At 65.5% G+C, this 19,424-nt stretch carries 19 protein-coding genes; 2 read left to right on the top strand and 17 right to left on the bottom strand.

The features are described 5' to 3' along the window. Positions 1-390 precede the first annotated feature (390 nt). The 5 genes from BMX04_RS08320 to BMX04_RS08300 form a co-directional block, all read right to left on the bottom strand. Positions 391-1,728, bottom strand: coding sequence for a S41 family peptidase (locus BMX04_RS08320; RefSeq protein WP_074785797.1), 1,338 nt, complete (start codon positions 1,726-1,728; stop codon positions 391-393). Between the two features lie 3 nt (positions 1,729-1,731). Continuing rightward, entirely contained in the window at positions 1,732-2,841 is a 1,110-nt protein-coding gene (locus BMX04_RS08315) for a murein hydrolase activator EnvC family protein (protein WP_074785796.1), read from the bottom strand. Positions 2,842-2,861: 20 nt separating this feature from the next. Beyond that, positions 2,862-4,376: a 2,3-bisphosphoglycerate-independent phosphoglycerate mutase gene (gene gpmI, locus BMX04_RS08310; RefSeq protein ID WP_074785795.1), complete on the bottom strand. Its 1,515-nt coding sequence runs from the start codon at positions 4,374-4,376 to the stop codon at positions 2,862-2,864. Between the two features lie 91 nt (positions 4,377-4,467). After that, positions 4,468-4,665, bottom strand: a complete 198-nt coding sequence (locus BMX04_RS08305) for a hypothetical protein (protein ID WP_050661036.1) — start codon at positions 4,663-4,665, stop codon at positions 4,468-4,470. A 66-nt stretch (positions 4,666-4,731) separates the two neighbouring features. After that, positions 4,732-5,838 carry a pyridoxal phosphate-dependent aminotransferase gene (locus BMX04_RS08300; RefSeq protein WP_074785794.1) on the bottom strand — a complete coding sequence of 369 codons (1,107 nt, stop codon included), beginning with the start codon at positions 5,836-5,838 and terminating at the stop codon, positions 4,732-4,734. 105 nt (positions 5,839-5,943) lie between these two features. On the opposite strand from BMX04_RS08300, the gene BMX04_RS08295 reads away from it, so the two are divergent. Then, positions 5,944-6,738, top strand: a complete 795-nt coding sequence (locus tag BMX04_RS08295; RefSeq protein ID WP_074785793.1) for a crotonase/enoyl-CoA hydratase family protein — start codon at positions 5,944-5,946, stop codon at positions 6,736-6,738. Positions 6,739-6,908: 170 nt separating this feature from the next. Here BMX04_RS08295 and dacB read toward each other — a convergent pair whose 3' ends face one another. The 12 genes from dacB to BMX04_RS08235 all read right to left on the bottom strand — a co-directional run bounded on the left by dacB (position 6,909) and on the right by BMX04_RS08235 (position 18,558). Beyond that, positions 6,909-8,399 carry a D-alanyl-D-alanine carboxypeptidase/D-alanyl-D-alanine endopeptidase gene (gene dacB, locus BMX04_RS08290; RefSeq protein ID WP_074785792.1) on the bottom strand — a complete coding sequence of 497 codons (1,491 nt, stop codon included), beginning with the start codon at positions 8,397-8,399 and terminating at the stop codon, positions 6,909-6,911. A gap of 58 nt (positions 8,400-8,457) precedes the next feature. Next, complete coding sequence (locus BMX04_RS08285; RefSeq protein ID WP_074785791.1) at positions 8,458-9,072, bottom strand: nicotinate-nucleotide adenylyltransferase; 615 nt, start codon at positions 9,070-9,072, stop codon at positions 8,458-8,460. 63 nt (positions 9,073-9,135) lie between these two features. Then, complete coding sequence (locus BMX04_RS08280) at positions 9,136-9,489, bottom strand: H-type lectin domain-containing protein (RefSeq protein WP_074785790.1); 354 nt, start codon at positions 9,487-9,489, stop codon at positions 9,136-9,138. A 110-nt stretch (positions 9,490-9,599) separates the two neighbouring features. Next, the gene (locus BMX04_RS08275) at positions 9,600-10,421 is read right to left on the bottom strand and encodes an isocitrate lyase/PEP mutase family protein (RefSeq protein WP_074785811.1); all 822 of its coding nucleotides are present in this window, start codon (positions 10,419-10,421) and stop codon (positions 9,600-9,602) included. Between the two features lie 135 nt (positions 10,422-10,556). After that, positions 10,557-10,982: a F0F1 ATP synthase subunit epsilon gene (locus BMX04_RS08270; RefSeq protein ID WP_074785789.1), complete on the bottom strand. Its 426-nt coding sequence runs from the start codon at positions 10,980-10,982 to the stop codon at positions 10,557-10,559. Positions 10,983-11,031: 49 nt separating this feature from the next. Then, positions 11,032-12,456: a F0F1 ATP synthase subunit beta gene (gene atpD, locus BMX04_RS08265; RefSeq protein WP_074785788.1), complete on the bottom strand. Its 1,425-nt coding sequence runs from the start codon at positions 12,454-12,456 to the stop codon at positions 11,032-11,034. Between the two features lie 19 nt (positions 12,457-12,475). Further along, positions 12,476-13,351 (bottom strand): F0F1 ATP synthase subunit gamma, encoded by an 876-nt coding sequence (locus BMX04_RS08260; RefSeq protein WP_074785787.1) that lies wholly within the window; start codon positions 13,349-13,351, stop codon positions 12,476-12,478. A 15-nt stretch (positions 13,352-13,366) separates the two neighbouring features. Then, positions 13,367-14,905, bottom strand: coding sequence for a F0F1 ATP synthase subunit alpha (gene atpA / locus BMX04_RS08255; protein ID WP_074785786.1), 1,539 nt, complete (start codon positions 14,903-14,905; stop codon positions 13,367-13,369). Then, positions 14,906-15,472: a F0F1 ATP synthase subunit delta gene (locus BMX04_RS08250; RefSeq protein ID WP_050661025.1), complete on the bottom strand. Its 567-nt coding sequence runs from the start codon at positions 15,470-15,472 to the stop codon at positions 14,906-14,908. 337 nt (positions 15,473-15,809) lie between these two features. After that, positions 15,810-17,132, bottom strand: coding sequence for a lytic murein transglycosylase (locus BMX04_RS08245; RefSeq protein ID WP_074785785.1), 1,323 nt, complete (start codon positions 17,130-17,132; stop codon positions 15,810-15,812). Between the two features lie 131 nt (positions 17,133-17,263). Continuing rightward, positions 17,264-18,019: an EcsC family protein gene (locus BMX04_RS08240; RefSeq protein WP_050661023.1), complete on the bottom strand. Its 756-nt coding sequence runs from the start codon at positions 18,017-18,019 to the stop codon at positions 17,264-17,266. Between the two features lie 56 nt (positions 18,020-18,075). Next, on the bottom strand, positions 18,076-18,558 hold the full coding sequence (locus tag BMX04_RS08235) for a GNAT family N-acetyltransferase (RefSeq protein WP_074785784.1): 483 nt from the start codon (positions 18,556-18,558) through the stop codon (positions 18,076-18,078). A 92-nt stretch (positions 18,559-18,650) separates the two neighbouring features. Between BMX04_RS08235 and BMX04_RS08230 the strand changes: the two genes are divergently transcribed. Further along, positions 18,651-19,253 carry a flavin reductase family protein gene (locus BMX04_RS08230; RefSeq protein WP_050661021.1) on the top strand — a complete coding sequence of 201 codons (603 nt, stop codon included), beginning with the start codon at positions 18,651-18,653 and terminating at the stop codon, positions 19,251-19,253. Positions 19,254-19,424 lie beyond the last annotated feature (171 nt).

Raw genomic sequence — 19,424 nt, 5'->3', positions numbered from 1 at the left:
TCATCCGCACCGCGATCCAGTCCCGCAGACGGGCCAGCTTTCCATGCCCGCCGCCATTACCTTGTCGGCGCGGCTCAAGCTCACCTGTCTCACGTTTCAGGATCACCATATCGTTCACGAACTTCACTGAAACCCGAAACCGCGCGGCTGCTGCGCGGTGGGAATGCCCTTCCTCCACAAACGCGACGACCCTCTCACGAAGTGCCATAGGATGTGGCTTACCCATCTCAAACCCCCATATCTGCCATGCAGACAGGGAATCACAAATCAAGCCTCATGGGAATCTGAATCAGAAAGCTCGCAACCCGCTCTAAAGGCCATTCCACCCCCAAACCAAAACCCCGCCCGCGCAAGGCGGACGGGGTTTTGCATCTTTCAATCAAGCGCCGTTCACTCGGGCTGGTTGCCGCCCATCACCGACAATCCGCGCAGGATATCCACGGCATAGGCCAGCTGGTAATCCTCCTCGCGCAGCTTGGCGGCCTCTTCGGCGCGCGCGCGGTCCTCTTCGATCTGCTTGATCTCGTCCTCGCTCAGGCTGTCATTGTTCAGACGGCCCCGCAGATCGGCCTCGGAGCGACCGGGACGGGTCTCCTCCTCTTCCTCCGTCTGCTCGCTGCGCGGCGGCTGTTGCACAAGGATATCGGGGCTGACCCCGAGCGCCTGAATGGACCGGCCCGACGGCGTGTAATAGCGCGACGTGGTCAGACGCATCGCGCCGTTGCCACGCAGCGGCATCACCGTCTGGACCGAACCCTTGCCGAAACTCTTGGTCCCGACCACAATGGCCCGGTGATGATCCTGCAAGGCCCCTGCGACGATCTCCGACGCGCTGGCGGAACCGCCATTGATCAGCACCACGATGGGCTTGCCGCCCGCCAGATCGCCCGGCGTCGCGTTGAAGCGCTCGCCATCCTGCGGATCGCGCCCGCGCGTGCTCACGATCTCGCCCTTGTCGAGAAACGCATCCGACACCTTGATCGCCTGCGTCAGAAGACCGCCGGGATTGTTGCGCAGATCGAGCACGATGCCGCTGACATTCTCCATGCCACCCAGCGCCTCGACCTGCTCTTTCAGACCGCTTTCGAGATTGGGAAAGGTGTTGTCATTGAAGGTCGTGACCCGCAGCACCACGGCGTCGCGCTCGGTGCGGGCGCGCACCGCCGTAAGCTCGATCGTGTCGCGAATGATCGACACGTCAAAGGGCTCGGGCTGGCCCTCGCGCACCACGGTGATCACGATTTCGCTGCCCACCGGGCCGCGCATCAGGTCGACCGCTTCGTTCAGGGTCAGGCCCAGCACGCTTTCGCCATCGACATGGGTGATGAAATCGCCCGACTCGATCCCGGCCTGATCGGCGGGGGTGCCGTCCATCGGCGAGACCACCTTGACGAAACCGTCCTCCTGCGTGACCTCGATGCCCAGACCGCCGAACTCGCCGCGCGTCTGCACCTGCATGTTCTCGGCATCATCCGGCGAGAGATAGCTGGAATGCGGATCGAGCGAGGTCAGCATGCCGTTGATCGCCGCCTCGATCAGCTCCTTGGTCTCAACCTCCTCGACATATTGCGCGCGAATGCGCTCGAAGATATCGCCGAAAAGATCAAGCTGCTCGTAGACATTGCTCGATTTCTCGCTCTCCTGCGCCAGAAGGGGGGCCGCCACCTGTGTCGTCGCGATCGCCCCTGTCAGGATGCCAACGGAGGCGGCCATCAGGAATTTTTTCATGTCTCACTCTTCCTTGTCGGTTCTGAACCACGTCAACGGGTCCACCGGTGAATTGTCTTGACGCACTTCGATATAGAGCGTCTGGCTTCTTTGGGCACCCGCCTGTGACATATCTGCGGCCAAAAGCAGATCGCCTTCCGCGCCCGCCCCACCCATAAGGCCCACCGGACTGCCCCCGGGCAGGACCTGACCGGTCTGACCATAAACAACATCAAGCCCGGCGAACACCAGAAGAATCCCGGCTTGCGGCTCCAGAATGATCACATTTCCGTAGTCGAGCAAGGGGCCGCGATAGCGCACCGTCGCAGGTGCGGGTGTGGTGACCAGGGCACGCGGGCGCGCCGCCACCACGATGCCGGGCCGGGTGATGCCCGCCGCGTCCGCCTCGCCTGCCCGGCGCAGGATCACGCCCTCGACCGGCAGCGCCAGATTGCCCTTGCGCGGGGTGATCTCGGGCAGGCTGCCGGGGGCCTCGTCCACCGCGATCTCGCTCAGCCCGCTGGCAAACCCCTCCAGCGTCTCGGTCGAGGCAATGAGCAGAGCGGTCTTGACCGGGTCCTCGGTGAAGCGGCGCGGCAGGCTGGTGCGCTCGGCCATGGCCTCGCTCAGCGCGGTGCGCGCCGCCTGCACGCCCTCCAGCCCGTCCTGCAACTTGTCCGCCGCGCTCTGCTGCAAGGCGCGCAACACGCTCAGTTCCTGCACCTTGTCGCGCAGACCCATCGCGCGGGCATCCAGCGCCGGGGCCACCTCGGACAGGATCATGCCCGCCCGCGCCGTGCCCACCGGTCCCGCCGGGTGCATCATCAGCACCGGCACCGGGGCCGCGCCCATGGTCTGCAACACGCCCAGAAGCTGCGCAATCTCGTCGTCGCGCGCCTGCAATTCCGCACCCAGCGCCTGTTCGCGCAGGGCGGCCCGGCGCAGCCCCTCGCGCATCGCCTCCAGCCCGTCCTCATAGGCCCCGATCACCTGGGTCAGCGCCTTGACGCGGTTCTGCGCGCCCTCGGCGCGTGCCAGTTGCTCGGCCGCCCGGTTCAGCTGATCCGCCGCCGCGCGCGCCGCGACCGATGGCTCTTCTGCCGCGACCGGCATCGCGGCCAGCGCGAACCCCATGACGCAGGCCCACAGCGCCCTCACGTCAAAAGGCTTTCGCCGGTCATCTCAACGGGCTGCGGCAAGCCCATCAGCGCCAGCACGGTGGGGGCCAGATCGGCCAGCCTGCCGCCTTCGCGCAGCTGCGCGCCACCGGCCCCCCCCACGAGAATCACCGGCACCGGATTGAGCGTATGGGCGGTATGCGGCCCGCCGGTCTCGGGATCGACCATGACCTCGCAATTGCCGTGATCGGCGGTCACGATCATCGCGCCGCCCGCCGCCTCCAACGCCTCCAGCACCCGGCCAAGCCCTGCATCCACCGCCTCGCAGGCGGCCATTGCGGCCTTGAGGTCGCCGGTATGGCCGACCATGTCCGGATTGGCATAGTTGACGACGATCAGATCATAGCCGTCACGAATGGCCCCAACCAGATGATCGGTCACCTCCGCCGCCGACATCTCGGGCTGCAAATCGTATGTCGCCACATCCGGCGACGCCGCCATGTAGCGCGCCTCGCCCGCCTCGGGCTCTTCCTTGCCGCCGTTGAGGAAAAAGGTCACATGCGGGTATTTCTCGGTCTCGGCGAGATGAAACTGCCGCAACCCGTGATCCGCGACCCAGGCCCCCAGCGTGTTGACGATATCGCGCGACGGAAACACCGTGTCGAGCCACGCGCTATGCGCGTCGGAATATTCCACCATGCCCAGCGTCGCTGCCCATTCGGGCAACGCGCCGCGCGCAAACGCGTCGAAATCAGGATCGACCATCGCCTGCAATATCTCGCGCGCCCGGTCGGCGCGAAAGTTGAGACAGAACAGCCCGTCACCCGGGGCAACACCGCGGTAATCGCCGATCACCGTGGCGGCGATGAACTCGTCGCTCTCGGAGCGCGCATAGGCATTGGTCACGGCCATGCGCGGATCGGCGGCGCGCAGGCCCTGCCCCCGCACCATCGCCTCAAAGGCCTCCTGCACCCGCGACCAGCGATTGTCGCGATCAAGCGCGAAATAGCGCCCGGTGACGGTGGCGATACGCACCCCCTCGGGCAGGTCCTCGATCAGCCGCGCCAGATGACTGCGGGCCGAGCGCGGGGCAACGTCGCGCCCGTCGGTGATCGCGTGCAGGATCACCGGCACGCCCGCCTCGCGGATCACCCGGGCGGCGGCCACGATATGGCGCAGGTGCCCGTGCACCCCGCCATCCGACACCAGCCCCATCAGATGCGCCGTGCCGCCGCTGCCCTGCAACTGCGCAATGAACCGCTGCAACGCCGCGTTGCGGGCAAAACTGCCATCTTCAATCGCAAGGTCGATCTGCCCCAGGTCCATCGCCACAACGCGCCCCGCGCCGATATTGGTATGACCGACCTCGGAATTGCCCATCTGCCCGCGCGGCAGGCCCACATCGGGGCCATGGGTGATCAGCGTGGCGGTGGGGCAGGTCTGCATCAGACGGTCGAAATTCGGCGTATGTGCGAGGTGCGGCGCATTGGCCTCGGCGCGCTCGCTCAGCCCCCAACCATCGAGGATGCACAGGACGACGGGTTCGGACATGCTCTCTCCTGCCTTGCTTTGGCAGCCTTCTAGCCTGTCGGGGCGTCAGGGTGAAGCGGGTTTGCGGTAACGGTGCCGGGGCCAGCAGCGATCAGCCGCGTGCGGCCCCGCCCGACCGCCTGCGCGCGCACCACAGGATCAGCTTGTCGAGGACAAAGCCCGTCACCAGCACCGCCAGAAACCCGAGCGTCGCCCAGATCACCATGAACACCCACAACAGGTTGACCGCCCCCATCACGAGGGCGGCATTGGTGTAATTCGGGGCCGCTTTCAGGTTTCCACGTCGCATGGGTGGAGTGTACCGCAAGAATCGCCCCTGTCAGGTGAAATTTTTTACTGCGACGCCGACGCGCAGCTATCCGCGCGCCTCGGCCAATGCCTCGGGTAACGCCTCGGCCAACACCGCCAGATCGGCGGCCCGCCCGCAGCTGATACGGATGCAGCGATCCTGCGGGACGACAAAAGGCATGCGCACAAACACGCCCCGCGCCACCAGCGCCGCCAGCACGGCGCGCGCGAAATCTCCGTCGCGCCCGCAATCGACGGCGACGAAATTGGTGGCCGATGGGATGGCGCGCAGCCCGTTTTCGCCCGCGATGCGCGCAATCTCGTCGCGCGCGCGGGCCACCTCGGCCTGCACATGCGCCAGCCAGTCGGCATCGTGCAGCGCCGCAAGCGCCCCGGCCTGCGCCATCCGGTTCATGCCGAAATGGTTGCGGATCTTGTCGAAGCTCTTGATCAGCGCCGTCGCCGCCACCGCATAGCCGATGCGCGCGCCCGCCATGCCGTAAGCCTTTGAAAAGGTGCGCATGCGGATCACGCGGGGGTCGTCTGCGGCGATCTCTGCCGCCGTGCCCTCGGGGGCGAATTCGACATAGGCCTCATCAAGGCAGAGCAGACAGCCCGGAGGCAGATCGTCGAGCGCGGCCAGAACATCCGCGCCCCGCGCCCATGTGCCCATCGGGTTGTCGGGATTGGCGTAGTAGATGAGCTTGGCATCCACCTCGCGCGCCCTCGAAATGAGCGCACCCAGATCCTCGCGATCGTCGCGATAGGGCACCTTGTGCAACGCGCCGCCAAACCCCACGACATGGTAGTTGAACGTCGGATAGGCCCCGTCCGAGGTGACGACCGCATCGCCGGGGGCAACCAGCAGACGCACCAGATTGCCCAGAAGCCCGTCGATCCCTTCGCCCACCAGCACGTTTTCCAGTGCAACGCCCATGTGCTCCGCCAGCGCCGCGCGCAGGTCGTGGCTCGTCGGGTCGCCGTATTTCCAGACCTGCTCCGCCTCGGCCCGAATCGCGGCAAGCGCCTTGGGCGACGGGCCAAACAGGCTCTCATTCGCACCCAGCCGCGCGGCAAAGGGCGCACCGCGCGCGCGCTCCTGTTCCTCGGGGCCCACGAAAGGCACGTTGGCGGGCAGGCTCTCGACAAGGGATGTGTAACGGGGTCCGATCATGGGGGCAGTTAACGGGATGCAACGCGGCGCTGCAAGGGTCTGCCGCCACGTTCCGCTGGCCTGCGCCGCACGGCCCGTGTTTCATACGGCCAAGGAGGACCGCCCATGCCCCGTGTCACCACCGATATCCGCGATCACATCGCCCATGTCACCCTGACCCGCCCCGACAAACGCAACGCCGTCGATCCGGAGATGGCCGAGGCCATCGTTGCCGCCGGACAGTCGCTGACCGAGGCCGATATCCGCGCCGTCGTCCTCTCGGGCGAGGGGCAGTCGTTCTGCGCCGGGCTCGACGTGATGAGCTTTGCCGCGCTGGCCCGTGGCGATCCCGAAGCGCTGATCCTGCCGCGCAGCCACGGCAATACCAACCTCTTTCAGGAGGTGGCGATGGTCTGGCACCGCCTGCCGGTGCCGGTGATCGCGGCGCTGCAGGGGGCGGTCTATGGCGCGGGGTTTCAGCTTGCGCTCGGGGCCGATATCCGCATCGCGGCCCCCGAGGCGCAGCTGGCCATCATGGAGATGAAATGGGGTCTCATCCCCGACATGGGCGGCATGGCGCTCTTGCCGCGCCTCACCCGTTCGGACGTGATCCGGCGGCTGACCTATACCGCAAGCCCGATCCCCGCCGCGCAGGCCGAGGCATGGGGTCTGGTGACGGAAATCGCCGACGATCCGTTGACCGCCGCGCGTGATCTGGCGCAGGAGATCGCCACCCGCAGCCCCTCGGCGATCCGCGCGGCCAAGCGGCTCATCGCCGTGGCCGAGAGCGGTGCGGGCGAGGATGCGGTGCTGATGGAGGAGAGCCGCGAACAGGCGGCGCTCATCGGGCAGCCGGACCAGATGGAACAGATCGCCGCCAACATGGCTGGTCGCGCGCCGGTGTTCGGCGGAAAGGGGTGAGAGGCGCGGTGGGCGGCGGGTTGCTGCCGTTGCCGCATCCCGCGCGATACGCACCGAAGGTGCCGCGCGATCGCCGGGCCGTCCCGCGGCCTGGCGATCGCGCGGCACCTTCTGGCCGGGCGCTTATGTCCGCAACAGGCCAACTTTGTCAGGTCGCAACCCCCACAGCCTCACCCGCCGTAAACCGCGCTCCAGCGTTCGATCAACGCCTGTTGCAATTGCTTCGATCGCCGGTTCCAGCCGCGCGCACCGGGCGGGCGCTCGTCGCGCTTGGGGTCGATCCGGCTGCGCAGGCTGTCGCTTGCGGTGAAGATCGCAAAGGCCAGATCGGCCCCCTGCGGCGTGCGCACATAGCCCGCAAGGCTGCTCACGAAATAGAGCGTGCCGGTCTTGGCCACGACCTTGACCGGATGATTGCGCTGCTCGCGCCCGTTTGCGTCGCGCATCCGGTGCTCGCGCAAGAGCGGCCGCAGCAACCCCGCGTCATGCGCCCGCGCCAGCCCCTTGGCCATCGCCGCCGCGGTCAGACGAGACCGGTCGCTCAGCCCCGAATGATCGCGAAGCGCGGTGCCGGTCATTCCGAGGCGCTGCGCCGCCCACTCGTTCATCGCCTGCGCGGATCGCTCCAGCGGCAAGGCACGGCCCTTCAGCTTTGCGGTGGTCATCAGACCCACCATCTCGGCGGTGAGATTGGTGGAATATTTCAGCATGTCGCGCAGGATATCGCGCAGCGGCGCGCTGTGATGTGTCACGACCACCCCGCCCTGCGGCGCGCTGTCCTGCAGCGCGGGCTTGCCAAGATCAATGCCGTGCGAGCGCGCGAAGGTGGCAAAGACCTCGGCCGCGTAAAGCTCGGGCTTGCGCACCGGCAGCCAGCGCGCGCCGCCATTGCCCAGCGCGCCGCGCGCCACCGTCCAGTCGTCGCGCCCGCCCGCATCGCGGTAGGTATAGACCGGCACGCTGCGATCGGCGATCTGCATCCGCGCCACGGTCACATCCGGGCGATAACGCGCGGTGCGCGCATCCATCGAGACGGTATATTTTCCGCCCGCGCGCTTCCATTCGAAATGCACGCGGTTGTAATTGAGGTTCAGCCCCGAAATCGCGGGGTTATAGCCGACATGCTCGGGCTGGCCCTCGTCGATCGCGCGCTTGAACGGCACCGCCCCGCCCCAGACGCGGAACTGCCCGCGCACCTCGCGGACACCGGCCTTTTTGAGCCCCGCCGCCAGCGCCGCCAGCGCATCGGTGTCGAGCGTCGGATCACCGCCCCCCGCAAGCACCAGATCGCCCTTGAGCACGCCGCCCTCCAGCACGCCGGTGGCGAACAGCCGGGTCTCGAACCGGTAGCCGGGACCGAGCGTATCCAGCGCATAAAGCGCCGTTACCGCCTTGGTGACGCTGGCGGGCGGCAGGCCGGTGGCACCATCGCCCTCCTCCAGAACCTGGCCGCTCGCGGCATCGGCCACCGCATAGCCCACCTGCCCCGATAGCTGCGCCTCGGCAACCAGCGCCTCCGCGCTTGGGGCCAGCCGCGCCGCGCCGCCACCGGGCCGCGCCACCGGGCGCAGCGAGACGGCAGGCGCCCCGCCAAGGGCCGCACCCGCCATGCCCGAGAGCGCCGCACCAAGGAACAGACGTCTGGTAAATGGATGTCTCATGAGGCCGAGTTAAACGCAGCACGCCGCGCGGTGCAATCGCGATTCGGCGCGCGCCGTATCACGTTTTACGACCCGCATCGCCACCACTCTGCGCACGCAGCGCGGTCGAGGAAATATCCATCATCGGCACGTTGACGAAACACCAGGCCGGGGCCGTCGCCCGCCCCAAAAGACGGCTTGCCCGGGCGGGCAGAAAGGCATGGCGATAGATCCGCGCAGCGGGCGACATCCGCGCCGAAATACGCTCTCCGGGGCGGGCCAGCACGCCCACCGGCACGCTCTCGATGATGCTCTGCCAATCCTGCCAGCGATGAAACTGCGCCAGATTATCGGCCCCCATCAGCCACACGAACCGCACCCCCGGCGCGGCATGGCGCAGCGCGATCAGCGTCTGCGCAGTATAGCGCGTCCCGGCATGGGCCTCGACATCGGTGACGGCCATGCGCGGATGATCCACCATCGCGCGCGCCGCCGCCATCCGCTCGGCCAAGGGTGCGGGCCCATGCGGCTTGAGCGGGTTTCCGGGGCTCACCAGCCACCACAGCCGATCCAGCCCGAAGCGGCGCAGCGCCTCGCGGCTGATATGCAGATGGCCGGCATGCGGCGGATCGAACGACCCGCCCAGAAGGCCCACCACCTGGCCGGCGCGGATATGTGGCAAGGCGTGTCTCATCCACCCCTCACTGCCACAGAGCGATGCGAAGTAAAGCGAAAACGGGACCGCGCTGACAGCCTCTCAATAGACGTCCTGCCAGTCATCCTCGTGAAAGGCCGCGCCAATCGCCAGCCAGCGCACCCGCACCCGCGCCACGCGCGTGTCCGACCATGTCCGGAACACCACGTCGAATCCCGTGCGCGTGATCTTTTCGGCGGTCACGTCGGCACGGGCATTGGTGGCGCTGTCCATGTCCCAGAGCGACATCGAGACATGCACGACCGGCTCGTCCTTGAACTCGGTCGCGAAGGTGATCATCTTGCGCCGCTCACGCGCGCCGCTGCCGGTCCACATAGTGCCGCCATCCTCGTAATCCGAGAACAGCACGTCGTCCCCCTGATCCACGCCGATGGCCTGATTGATGAATACCTGCATGCGCACGCCTTTGCTATCCTGCCTGAATTATTACGGATTTCTGGCAGAATTGAGAACCGAAAAAGAAAAAAGGGCCGCGAACCGTGGCAGGCTCAGTCCCGGGTGACCGATTAATCCTGGGACATGAGCGCCGCCAGTTCCCGGTCGGGAATGGCATCGGCGGCATAACCGAACGTGCCATGCTCACGCACCTCCTCGGCGGCCCTTCTCAGCGCCCCGAACGCGGCCCGCGCGAAAGAGCCGCCGACACTGATGCGGCGCACGCCCGCCTCTGCCAAGGCCTCAACCGACAGCGACGGACCGCTCAACCCCATCACCACGTTCACCGGCTTGTCCACTTCTCGGCAAACTGTGCGGATCGCTTCGAGGTCCGGCAGACCCGGCGCATAGAGCACATCCGCGCCCGCCTCGGAAAAGGCCTGAAGACGCCGGATTGTGTCCGACAGGTCAGGACGTCCCCAGAGATAATTCTCCGCCCGCGCCGTCAGCAGAAACGGAAGATCACGCGCCGCCTCCGACGCGGCTGCAACACGCTCGACGGCCAGTGGCAACGGGTGGATCGGCGCGGTTTCATGACCCGTCGCATCCTCAATCGAACCGCCGACAAGCCCGATGTCGGCGGCTAGTCGGATGGTGTCGGCGCAGGTTTCCGGCGCAGGCCCGAACCCGTCTTCAAGATCCGCCGTGACCGGCAAATCGCAGGCCTGCACGATCTGCTGGGCATTTGCCAGCAATTCGTCCCGGCCCAGCCCGGCGAAGGAGTCTCGCTTGCCTACGGAAAAAGCATAGCCCGCGCTCGTCGTCGCCAGCGCCTCGAAGCCGAGGCTTGCCAGCATGCGCGCGGAACCAGCATCCCACGGGTTCGGCATTACAAAAGCACCCGCCCGTTGATGAAGCGCGCAAAAACGCTCGAACTTCGCTGTATGATCCATGTCGTCCTCCGGCTCGGTCTGTGAATTAGCGCACGCGGCATCGGCCTTGTCCAGTTCACGCCTGCCGACCGGCAGCGCGGCACGAAAAAAGGGGCTGCGATGCAACCCCTTTCAAGACCGGCTCGTGCCCCTGGCTCAGTTCGCCGAGAGCCCGATATGATCGCCGATCGCCACCATGTCCGACAGGAGCTTGGCCGCCTCGTCCACCGGGCCGGGCTCGTTGACATAGGTTTCCTGCGCGTTGGCCAAACGGTCGGTCGCCTCGGCGACCATCGCCTTGTAGGCCTCCTGCGTCATGTCCTCACGGGCCACGGCACGTTCCGCCAGGATCGAGATGCTCTCGCCGTTGATCTCGGCAAAGCCGCCGGTGACGACATATTCGGTGTCGCCCTTGGGGCCCGACACCCGGACGATACCAGGACGCAGCGTGGTGATGAGCGGCGAATGATTGGGCATCGCCGTCATGTCACCCTCGGCCCCGGGGATCTGCACCTCACGGGCCGCCACCGAGGTCAGAAGACGCTCGGGGCTCACGAGATCGAATTGCACTGTCTCAGCCATATTGGCCTCCTCTTGCAGTGAACGGCGGGGGACCCCCCCCACCCCACACTTACGCCGCGTCTGCCGCCATCTTCTCGGCCTTGGCGATCACATCGTCGATCCCGCCGACCATGTAGAACGCGCCTTCGGGCAGGTGATCGTATTCACCGGCGACCACGGCCTTGAACGACTTGATCGTCTCTTCCAGTGGCACCTGAATGCCGTCCGAGCCGGTGAACACCTTGGCCACGTCGAAGGGCTGGCTGAGGAAACGCTGGATTTTCCGGGCACGCGCCACGGTCAGCTTGTCCTCTTCGGAGAGTTCGTCCATCCCGAGAATGGCGATGATGTCCTGAAGCGACTTGTAGCGCTGCAGAATACCCTGAACGTCACGCGCCACGGCGTAATGCTCTTCGCCCACGATCTGCGGGTCCATCAGGCGCGAGTTCGAGTCGAGCGGGTCCACGGCGGGGTAGATGCCAAGCTCGGAAATCGCACGGCTGAGAACGGTCGTGGCGTCGAGGTGCGCGAATGTCGTGGCCGGCGCCGGGTCGGTCAGGTCGTCCGCAGGCACGTAGACGGCCTGAATCGAGGTGATCGAGCCCTGCTTGGTGGAGGTGATGCGTTCCTGCATCGCGCCCATGTCGGTGGCCAGCGTCGGCTGATAGCCCACGGCCGAAGGAATACGGCCCAGAAGCGCCGACACCTCGGAACCCGCCTGCGTGAAGCGGAAGATGTTGTCGACGAAGAAGAGAACGTCCGAACCCGACTGATCGCGGAACTGCTCGGCCAGCGTCAGGCCGGTCAGGGCCACACGCGCACGCGCGCCCGGAGGCTCGTTCATCTGGCCGTAGACCAGCGCAACCTGGCTCTCTTCCAGATTGTCGGGCTTGATCACGTTCGATTCGATCATCTCGTGATAGAGGTCGTTGCCCTCACGGGTCCGTTCACCCACACCGGCGAAGACCGAGTAGCCCGAGTGCACCTTGGCGATGTTGTTGATCAGCTCCATGATCAGAACCGTCTTGCCCACACCGGCACCGCCGAAGAGGCCGATCTTACCGCCCTTGGCATAAGGAGCCAGCAGATCCACCACCTTGATCCCGGTCTCGAGGATCTCGGAGGCGGTCGACTGCTCCGCGAATTCCGGCGCAGGCTGGTGGATCGAACGATATTCGCTCGCCTTGATCGGCGCGCCCTCGTCCACCGGCTCGCCGATGACGTTGAGGATGCGGCCCAGCGTGGCGTTGCCCACCGGGATCGAGATCGGCGAGCCGCTGTCTTTCACGTCCTGACCGCGCACGAGACCTTCGGTCGCGTCCATCGCGATGGTGCGCACGGTGTTCTCGCCCAGATGCTGCGCCACTTCGAGCACCAGCTTCTTGCCGTTATTGTCGGTTTCCAGCGCGTTCAGAATGGCTGGCAGATCGCCGTCAAAGTGAACGTCCACAACGGCGCCAATGACCTGTGTCACCTTGCCTTTTGCATTTGCCATGTTTCGTCTCCGGTTTTTCTTACAGCGCTTCCGCGCCGGAAATGATTTCAATCAGCTCGTTGGTGATCACGGCCTGACGCGAACGGTTGTATTCGATGGTCAGCTTGTCGATCATATCGCCCGCGTTGCGGGTGGCGTTGTCCATCGCGGACATCCGCGCCCCCTGTTCCGAGGCTCCGTTTTCCAACAGCGCACTGAAGATCTGCGTCGCCACGCCGCGCGGCAGAAGATCGGCGAGGATCGCCGTCTCGTCGGGCTCATACTCGTAGAAGGTCTCGGTATCGGCCTCGTCCAGATCGCCCACGTCAGCAGGAATGATCTGCTGCTTGGTCGGGATTTGCGTCACCACGTTCTCGAACTGCGAGTAGAAGATCTTGGCCACATCGAACTCACCGGCGTCGAACCGGTTGAGCACATTGGCCGCCACCGCCTGCGCATCGGCATAGCCCACACGCTTGACCTCCGTGAGATCGACGTGATCCACGAAATACTGACCATAGTCGCGCTTCATCGCGTCCCGGCCCTTCTTGCCGACGGTGATGATCTTCACGGTCTTGCCCTTGGCCAGCAGGTCCGCCGCCTCGGCCTTGGCCAGCTTGGCGATATTGGCGTTGAAGCCACCGCAAAGGCCACGCTCGGCGGTCATCACCACCAGAAGATGCACCTTGTCCTCGCCCGTCCCGGCCAGAAGCCGCGGCGCGTTCTCGGCGTCACCCACCGAGGCCGCGAGTTTCTTCATCACCGCGTTGAAGCGTTCGGTGTAAGGCCGCGACATTTCCGCGGCCTCCTGAGCGCGGCGAAGTTTCGCCGCGGCGACCATCTGCATGGCCTTCGTGATCTTGCGGGTCGATTTGACCGACGAGATCCGGTTTTTCAGGTCCTTGAGATTCGGCATTGCCTTATCTCCCCCTTACGCGAAGTCAGCGGCGAATTCGTCCAGCGCGGCCTTGATCTTGTCCTCGGCCTCACCCTTGATCTTGGGATCTTCCGTCGTGATGTGATCCAGCAGATCCTGATGCTTGCCGCGCAGATGCTTGAGCAGCCCTTGCTCATAGCGGCCCACATCGCCAACCTTGATCTTGTCCAGATAGCCCTTGGTGCCCGCATAGATCACGCAGACGATCTCGGCGTTGGTCAGCGGCGAATACTGCGCCTGCTTCATCAACTCGGTCAGACGCGCGCCACGGTTCAGCAACTGCTGCGTCGCCGCGTCGAGATCAGAGCCGAACTGCGCGAAGGCCGCCATTTCGCGATACTGCGCAAGTTCCAGCTTCACCGGACCGGCAACCGACTTCATCGCGTTGGTCTGAGCCGAGGAGCCCACACGCGACACCGACAGACCGGTGTTCACGGCGGGGCGGATGCCCTGATAGAACAGTTCGGTTTCAAGGAAGATCTGGCCGTCGGTGATCGAAATCACGTTGGTCGGAATGAACGCCGAGACGTCACCGCCCTGGGTTTCAATGATCGGCAGTGCCGTCAGCGAGCCCGAGCCATTGTCTTCGTTGAGCTTGGCGGACCGCTCCAGCAGGCGGGAGTGGAGATAGAACACGTCACCCGGATAGGCTTCACGCCCGGGCGGACGACGCAGAAGCAGCGACATCTGGCGGTAGGCCACGGCCTGCTTGGAAAGGTCATCATAAACGATCAGGGCGTGACGGCCATTGTCGCGGAAATGCTCGGCCATGGCGGTCGCGGAGTAGGGCGCGAGGAACTGCATCGGCGCGGGGTCGGATGCGGTGGCGGCCACGACGATGGAATATTCGATGGCGCCGCTCTCTTCGAGCTTCTTCACCAGCTGCGCCACGGTCGAGCGTTTCTGGCCCACAGCCACGTAGACGCAATAGAGCTTCTTGCTCTCGTCGTCGCCCGCAGCCTCGTTATAGGTCTTCTGGTTGAGGATCGCGTCAAGCGCCACGGCGGTCTTGCCGGTCTGACGGTCACCAATGATCAGCTCGCGCTGGCCACGGCCGATCGGGATCATCGCGTCCACCGACTTGAGGCCGGTCGCCATCGGCTCGTGCACCGATTTGCGCGGGATGATGCCGGGGGCCTTCACATCGGCCAGACCACGGGTTTTCGTCTTGATCGGGCCCTTGCCATCCAGCGGGTTGCCCAGACCGTCCACGACACGACCCAAGAGCTCGTCGCCGATCGGCACGTCCACGATGGACTTGGTGCGCTTGACGGTGTCGCCTTCCTTGATGTCACGGTCGGACCCGAAGATCACGACACCGACATTGTCGGCCTCGAGGTTGAGCGCCATGCCCATGATCGAGCCCGGAAACTCGACAAGTTCACCCGCCTGGACATTGTCCAGACCATGAACCCGCGCGATACCGTCGCCCACGGACAGAACCCGACCGATCTCGGCAACTTCGGCCTCCTGGCCGAAATTCTTGATCTGGTCCTTCAGGATCGCAGAAATCTCTGCTGCTTGGATACCCATTTATCCGACCTCTTTCATTGCATTCTGGAGGGAATCGAGCCGCGAGCGGATCGAGGTGTCGATCATCTTCGAGCCCACTTTGACAACAAGACCGCCGATGAGGCTTTCATCAACGGTCGCATTCAGTTTCACATCGCGGCCGATCTGGGCCTTGAGGGTTTTCGCCAGCTTGTCGGACTGTGCCTTGGTCAACGCCTTGGCGCTGGTCACTTCGGCCTTCACCTCGCCCTTGTCCTCGGCGATCATCTCGTCAAGCTGGGCAATCAGTTGCGGCAGCACGAACAGGCGCCGCTTGGCGGCCATCAGCGCCATACCATTGCGCAGTTCGGGGACCAGCCCCATCTTGTCTGCAATTGCGGCAATCGCCCTGCCCTGCTCGTCACGGCTCAGCACCGGAGAGGCGATGACATCGCGCAGCTCAGCGCTTTCGCCAAGTGCTGCGGACAGGTCATTGAGGTTCGCTTCGAGCTTGGCCAGCGATTTGGCCTCTTTCGCAAGCTCGAAGATTGCAGTGGCATAGCGCGCGGCAATGCCGGAAGAAATCGAAGCTGGTTCGGACACGTCCACCCTTCCGATAATCTGGCCCCGGTTGAGCAGCTGTGACGGCGGGTCACATCCGGGGGCGTTGGCATACGATGAAACTTGCGAAACATCGAAATTCGGCTGGGGTGTAGCAGAGCCTTCCGTGTCGGGCAAGCCGCTTGAAATCAATTGTATACTATAGAATACCGCTTGCTTTCAAAGGCTTACCCCAAGTGCGACCGAATGCGCGCTTTTTACCCAGCAAAAAACATCACATTTTCTTACGAATTTGCGATTCCCATGGCCCGGACCCTGCCCAAACCCCCGGCAGACGTTTGCGCTATCAGCGCGAGAGGGGCGAAAACCGTCCCCCTCTCTGGTGTCACGACCGCTTGAGCAGCGCCAGCAACTGCTGCGACGGCAGGCCGTCCTGCGCCGCCCCCACCGACCGTTGAAAGGCCCGGATCGCGGCCACGGTATTGGGACCGACGATGCCGTCGATCTTCTCCACGGCAAAGCCCTTGCGTCTGAGGCGGCGCTGCATCTCCTTGCGCTCGTCGAAACTCAGCGGATCATAGCCGCGCGGCCAGCTGGCCTGGATCGGCGGCCCGCCCGCGATCCGGTCCGACAGGTGCCCGACGCCCAGCGCATAGGCATCGGCGTTATTGTAACGCTTGATCACGTCGAAATTGGCAAAGACCATGAAGGACGCGCCCGCAGGCCCCGCCGGTTGCAGGATGCGCGCCGAGCCGAAATCGCGCACCGGTCGCCCGTCGATGCCCACGACACCCCGCGCCGCCCAATCCGACGGCATCCGGCTCGTGCCGCCGTAGGACGCGCCGCGCGGCACCCGCACCTCGACGCCCCAGGGCATGCCCTTGCGCCAGCCGAACCGCTTGAGATAGGCGGCGGTCGAGGCGAGCGCGTCGGTCGGATCATCCGACCACACGTCGCGCTTGCCGTCGCCGGTGAAATCCACCGCATAGGCCTCATAGGACGTGGGCATGAACTGCGTGTGCCCCATCGCCCCGGCCCAGGAGCCTTTCATCTTGTCGGGCGTCACATCGCCCGATTGCAGGATCTTCAGCGCGGCAATCAGTTGTTTCTCAAAGAACGCCCCGCGCCGCCCGTCATAGGCCAAGGTTGCCATCGAGCCGATCAGCGGCAGATCACCCAGCCGCTCGCCATAGGTGCTCTCCATCCCCCAGACCGCCGTCACGATCTCTTTCTCGACACCGTAATGCGCCTCGATCCGGTTCAGCGCGCGGCCCTGCTGACGCAATGCGCGCTGCCCGTTCTCGACCCGCACGGGAGACGCGGCACTGTCGAGATAATCCCAGATCTCGCGCTTGAATTCGGATTGGTTGCGATCCTTGGCCACGACCTCGGGATCGTAGCGCACGCCGCGAAAGGCGCTGTCAAACACCCGCCTGCTGATCCCTTGCGCCGCCGCCCGGCCCCGAAACCCGGCGATCCAGCGGTCAAAGCCGGGGTTGGAGGTGACCGGGATGGCGCGCAGCCCCTCGGGGCGCAGTTGCGGGCGCAACACGCGCACCGGCGCATCGTTCACCACCACCGCCGCCGCCGTGATCAGCCCCGACCCGGGCCGCAATTGCGGGCGCAGAGACTCCTCTACCGCACCCGCCGCCCATGATGGGCCGATCCCGGTCAAAAGGGCTGAAAGCCCCAACATCACTGCTCGCATCACCTGCCCCTTATTGCGTGGCTATTTGTTTATGACGATACCCCGATTGTTTCCGAATCGAAAGCAATCTGACGTGTGCCTGCGGTGTCTTGCCGATCCGATCCGCCGCGACAGGACACACCACACGCAGGCTACGCGCGCGCCGCCCTTTCGCGGAACGCCGTGATCATCTCCTGCGGGTCGCGGTCGGCGTCGATCGCCAGACGGCGCAGGCCGAAATGCACATGCGCCATATCCTGATAATATTGCGTATAGGCGTAATTCGTGGCCGCCCCGGCCGCCGCACCCAGCACCGGCACGGTCTGCGCCGCCAGCTTCTGCCCCAGCACGGCCGCCAGACGCGGGGCCACCCGAGCAATGAGCGCGCGCATCGCCGAGCCGGTCAGCGTCACCCGCGTGCCGATGAACCCCAGATTGGCGCCGTCATCCTCCGACAGCGGCCCGGCGGCGCCGAACACCTCGATGGAATCGAAGCGCACGGCAGGCTCTGACGGATCAAAGCCGTGCTCGCTCGCGACGTCCTGAATGGCGCGCAACAGGATGGTCGTGGTCGCGGGCAGTTCCGCCAGCGCGGTGGGCAACCCGCCAAAGCCGCCCGCAGCCCCCATCACGGTGGTCAGCGCCCGGATGCGCCAGGCGGGGCCCTCGCCCATCACATCGCGCGAGCGATGCGCGGCCTCGGCGGCATGGCGCAGCGCCTCTTCGGTGGCGGAATTGAGCCGCATCCGCGTGGCGGCGGGCAACCGATCAAGCAACCCCTCGGCCTGCCCGCCAATGAGGTTCAGCACATCCATCACCGAATTTCCGGCCCGCGCATTGCGCTGCACGAGCGCATCAAGCCGCGCCTGTGTCGTGGTCTCGTCAATCGGTCGGCCCAGAAGTTCCATCGCCCCGCCCTGTCAGCTCTCTACCCGGACCAAGCTGCGCATCGCCTGCGGAAAAATCAAGCCGCGCGCGTCACCTCTCCGCGCACACCCTCCCACGCGCCGGGCTGCAAGGCCAGCCCCAGCACGCGCTCGGGGTTGGTGGGCGGCGGCATCAGGACACCCGCCAGCCGGGCAAAGCCGAACCGCCCGTAATAGGGCGCATCCCCCACCAGCATCACGCGCAGCCACCCCGCCGCCCGCGCACGCTCCACGCTGTCACGAATAAGCCACGCACCCAGCCCCTCGCCCTGATGGGTGGGATGCACCGCCACGGGGCCCAGAAGCAGCACGCGCGCCGCGCCCACCTGCACCGGCCAATAGCGGATCGCCCCCGCCACAATCCCGTCCTCGCGCGCCACGAGACACAGATCGGCCACCGGCAGCACCGCGTCGCGCAGCCGGTAGGACGAGAGCGCCTCGCGCCCCGGCGCGAAACACAGGTCATAGAGCGCCTCGACCTCCCAATGATCCTCTGGCCCCTCGGGCCGCACATCCAACATGGCGCGCCATACCTTCGCGAATATCGACTGGCAAAGCGCGTAGCACGGCGTTACGGCTGGCACAAACCGGATCACCCCGAGAGGAGAGCGCGATGTTCTACAAACCCGAGGAGGGCCACGGCCTGCCGCATAATCCCTTCAACGCGATCGTCACACCCCGCCCGATCGGCTGGATTTCGACCCGCGATGCACAAGGCCATGACAACCTCGCGCCCTACTCGTTCTTCAACGCGGTGGCCTATGTGCCGCCGCAGGTGATGTTCGCCTCGACCTCCGCCAAGCCCGACCGCGACGGCACCAAGGACAGCGTCGCCAATATCCGCGACACCGGCGTGTTCTGCGTCAATATCGTCAGCGAGGCGCTGCGCGACGCGATGAACCAGACCTCCGGGCCATGGGGCCGCGAGGTCGACGAGTTCACCGATGCAGGGCTGGAGAAAGCGCCTTGCGACACCATCGACTGCGCCCGCGTGGCCGCGAGCCCCGCCAATCTCGAATGCAAGCTCACACAGATCGTGCAACTGCCCGGCGAGGCGAATTTCGTGGTCTTCGGCGAGGTGACCGGCGTGCATATGCGCGACGATTGCATGGTGGATGGCCTCTTCGACGTCACCCGCTTCACCCCGCTGACCCGGCTGGGCTATCAGGATTACTCGGTGATCCGCGAGACCTTCAGCCTGAAACGCCCGGAATAGGGCGCAGAAGCGGCTTGCAAGCCGCTTACCCGCGCTTTGCAAAGCGCGGTCCAAGGCCTTTGCAAAGGCCTTGCCGCGCTTGGTTGGCGGATCGAGAGCCGATGGAGGACGGCGCAATTGACGGTGGTGGCAACGCAGGACCGCGACACCTCGCGCAAATCTCTCAGCGGG

It is taken from the genome of Roseovarius tolerans (genome assembly GCF_900109855.1).
GTDB classification, from domain to species: domain Bacteria; phylum Pseudomonadota; class Alphaproteobacteria; order Rhodobacterales; family Rhodobacteraceae; genus Roseovarius; species Roseovarius tolerans.
This window is presented reverse-complemented; position numbering and strand designations above follow the sequence as displayed.

Excerpts from the sequence above, each read along its gene's own strand:
- BMX04_RS08235 (WP_074785784.1), bottom strand. The coding sequence starts at position 18,558 with ATGTTGGATGTGCGGCCCGAGGGGCCAGAGGATCATTGGGAGGTCGAG.
- gpmI (WP_074785795.1), bottom strand. The coding sequence starts at position 4,376 with ATGTCCGAACCCGTCGTCCTGTGCATCCTCGATGGTTGGGGGCTGAGC.
- atpA (WP_074785786.1), bottom strand. The coding sequence starts at position 14,905 with ATGGGTATCCAAGCAGCAGAGATTTCTGCGATCCTGAAGGACCAGATC.
- BMX04_RS08300 (WP_074785794.1), bottom strand. The coding sequence starts at position 5,838 with ATGATCGGACCCCGTTACACATCCCTTGTCGAGAGCCTGCCCGCCAAC.
- BMX04_RS08320 (WP_074785797.1), bottom strand. The coding sequence starts at position 1,728 with ATGAAAAAATTCCTGATGGCCGCCTCCGTTGGCATCCTGACAGGGGCG.
- dacB (WP_074785792.1), bottom strand. The coding sequence starts at position 8,399 with ATGAGACATCCATTTACCAGACGTCTGTTCCTTGGTGCGGCGCTCTCG.
- BMX04_RS08315 (WP_074785796.1), bottom strand. The coding sequence starts at position 2,841 with ATGGGGTTCGCGCTGGCCGCGATGCCGGTCGCGGCAGAAGAGCCATCG.
- BMX04_RS08275 (WP_074785811.1), bottom strand. The coding sequence starts at position 10,421 with ATGGATCATACAGCGAAGTTCGAGCGTTTTTGCGCGCTTCATCAACGG.
- BMX04_RS08270 (WP_074785789.1), bottom strand. The coding sequence starts at position 10,982 with ATGGCTGAGACAGTGCAATTCGATCTCGTGAGCCCCGAGCGTCTTCTG.
- BMX04_RS08295 (WP_074785793.1), top strand. The coding sequence starts at position 5,944 with ATGCCCCGTGTCACCACCGATATCCGCGATCACATCGCCCATGTCACC.
- BMX04_RS08230 (WP_050661021.1), top strand. The coding sequence starts at position 18,651 with ATGTTCTACAAACCCGAGGAGGGCCACGGCCTGCCGCATAATCCCTTC.
- atpD (WP_074785788.1), bottom strand. The coding sequence starts at position 12,456 with ATGGCAAATGCAAAAGGCAAGGTGACACAGGTCATTGGCGCCGTTGTG.
- BMX04_RS08260 (WP_074785787.1), bottom strand. The coding sequence starts at position 13,351 with ATGCCGAATCTCAAGGACCTGAAAAACCGGATCTCGTCGGTCAAATCG.
- BMX04_RS08285 (WP_074785791.1), bottom strand. The coding sequence starts at position 9,072 with ATGAGACACGCCTTGCCACATATCCGCGCCGGCCAGGTGGTGGGCCTT.
- BMX04_RS08240 (WP_050661023.1), bottom strand. The coding sequence starts at position 18,019 with ATGGAACTTCTGGGCCGACCGATTGACGAGACCACGACACAGGCGCGG.
- BMX04_RS08305 (WP_050661036.1), bottom strand. The coding sequence starts at position 4,665 with ATGCGACGTGGAAACCTGAAAGCGGCCCCGAATTACACCAATGCCGCC.
- BMX04_RS08245 (WP_074785785.1), bottom strand. The coding sequence starts at position 17,132 with ATGCGAGCAGTGATGTTGGGGCTTTCAGCCCTTTTGACCGGGATCGGC.
- BMX04_RS08280 (WP_074785790.1), bottom strand. The coding sequence starts at position 9,489 with ATGCAGGTATTCATCAATCAGGCCATCGGCGTGGATCAGGGGGACGAC.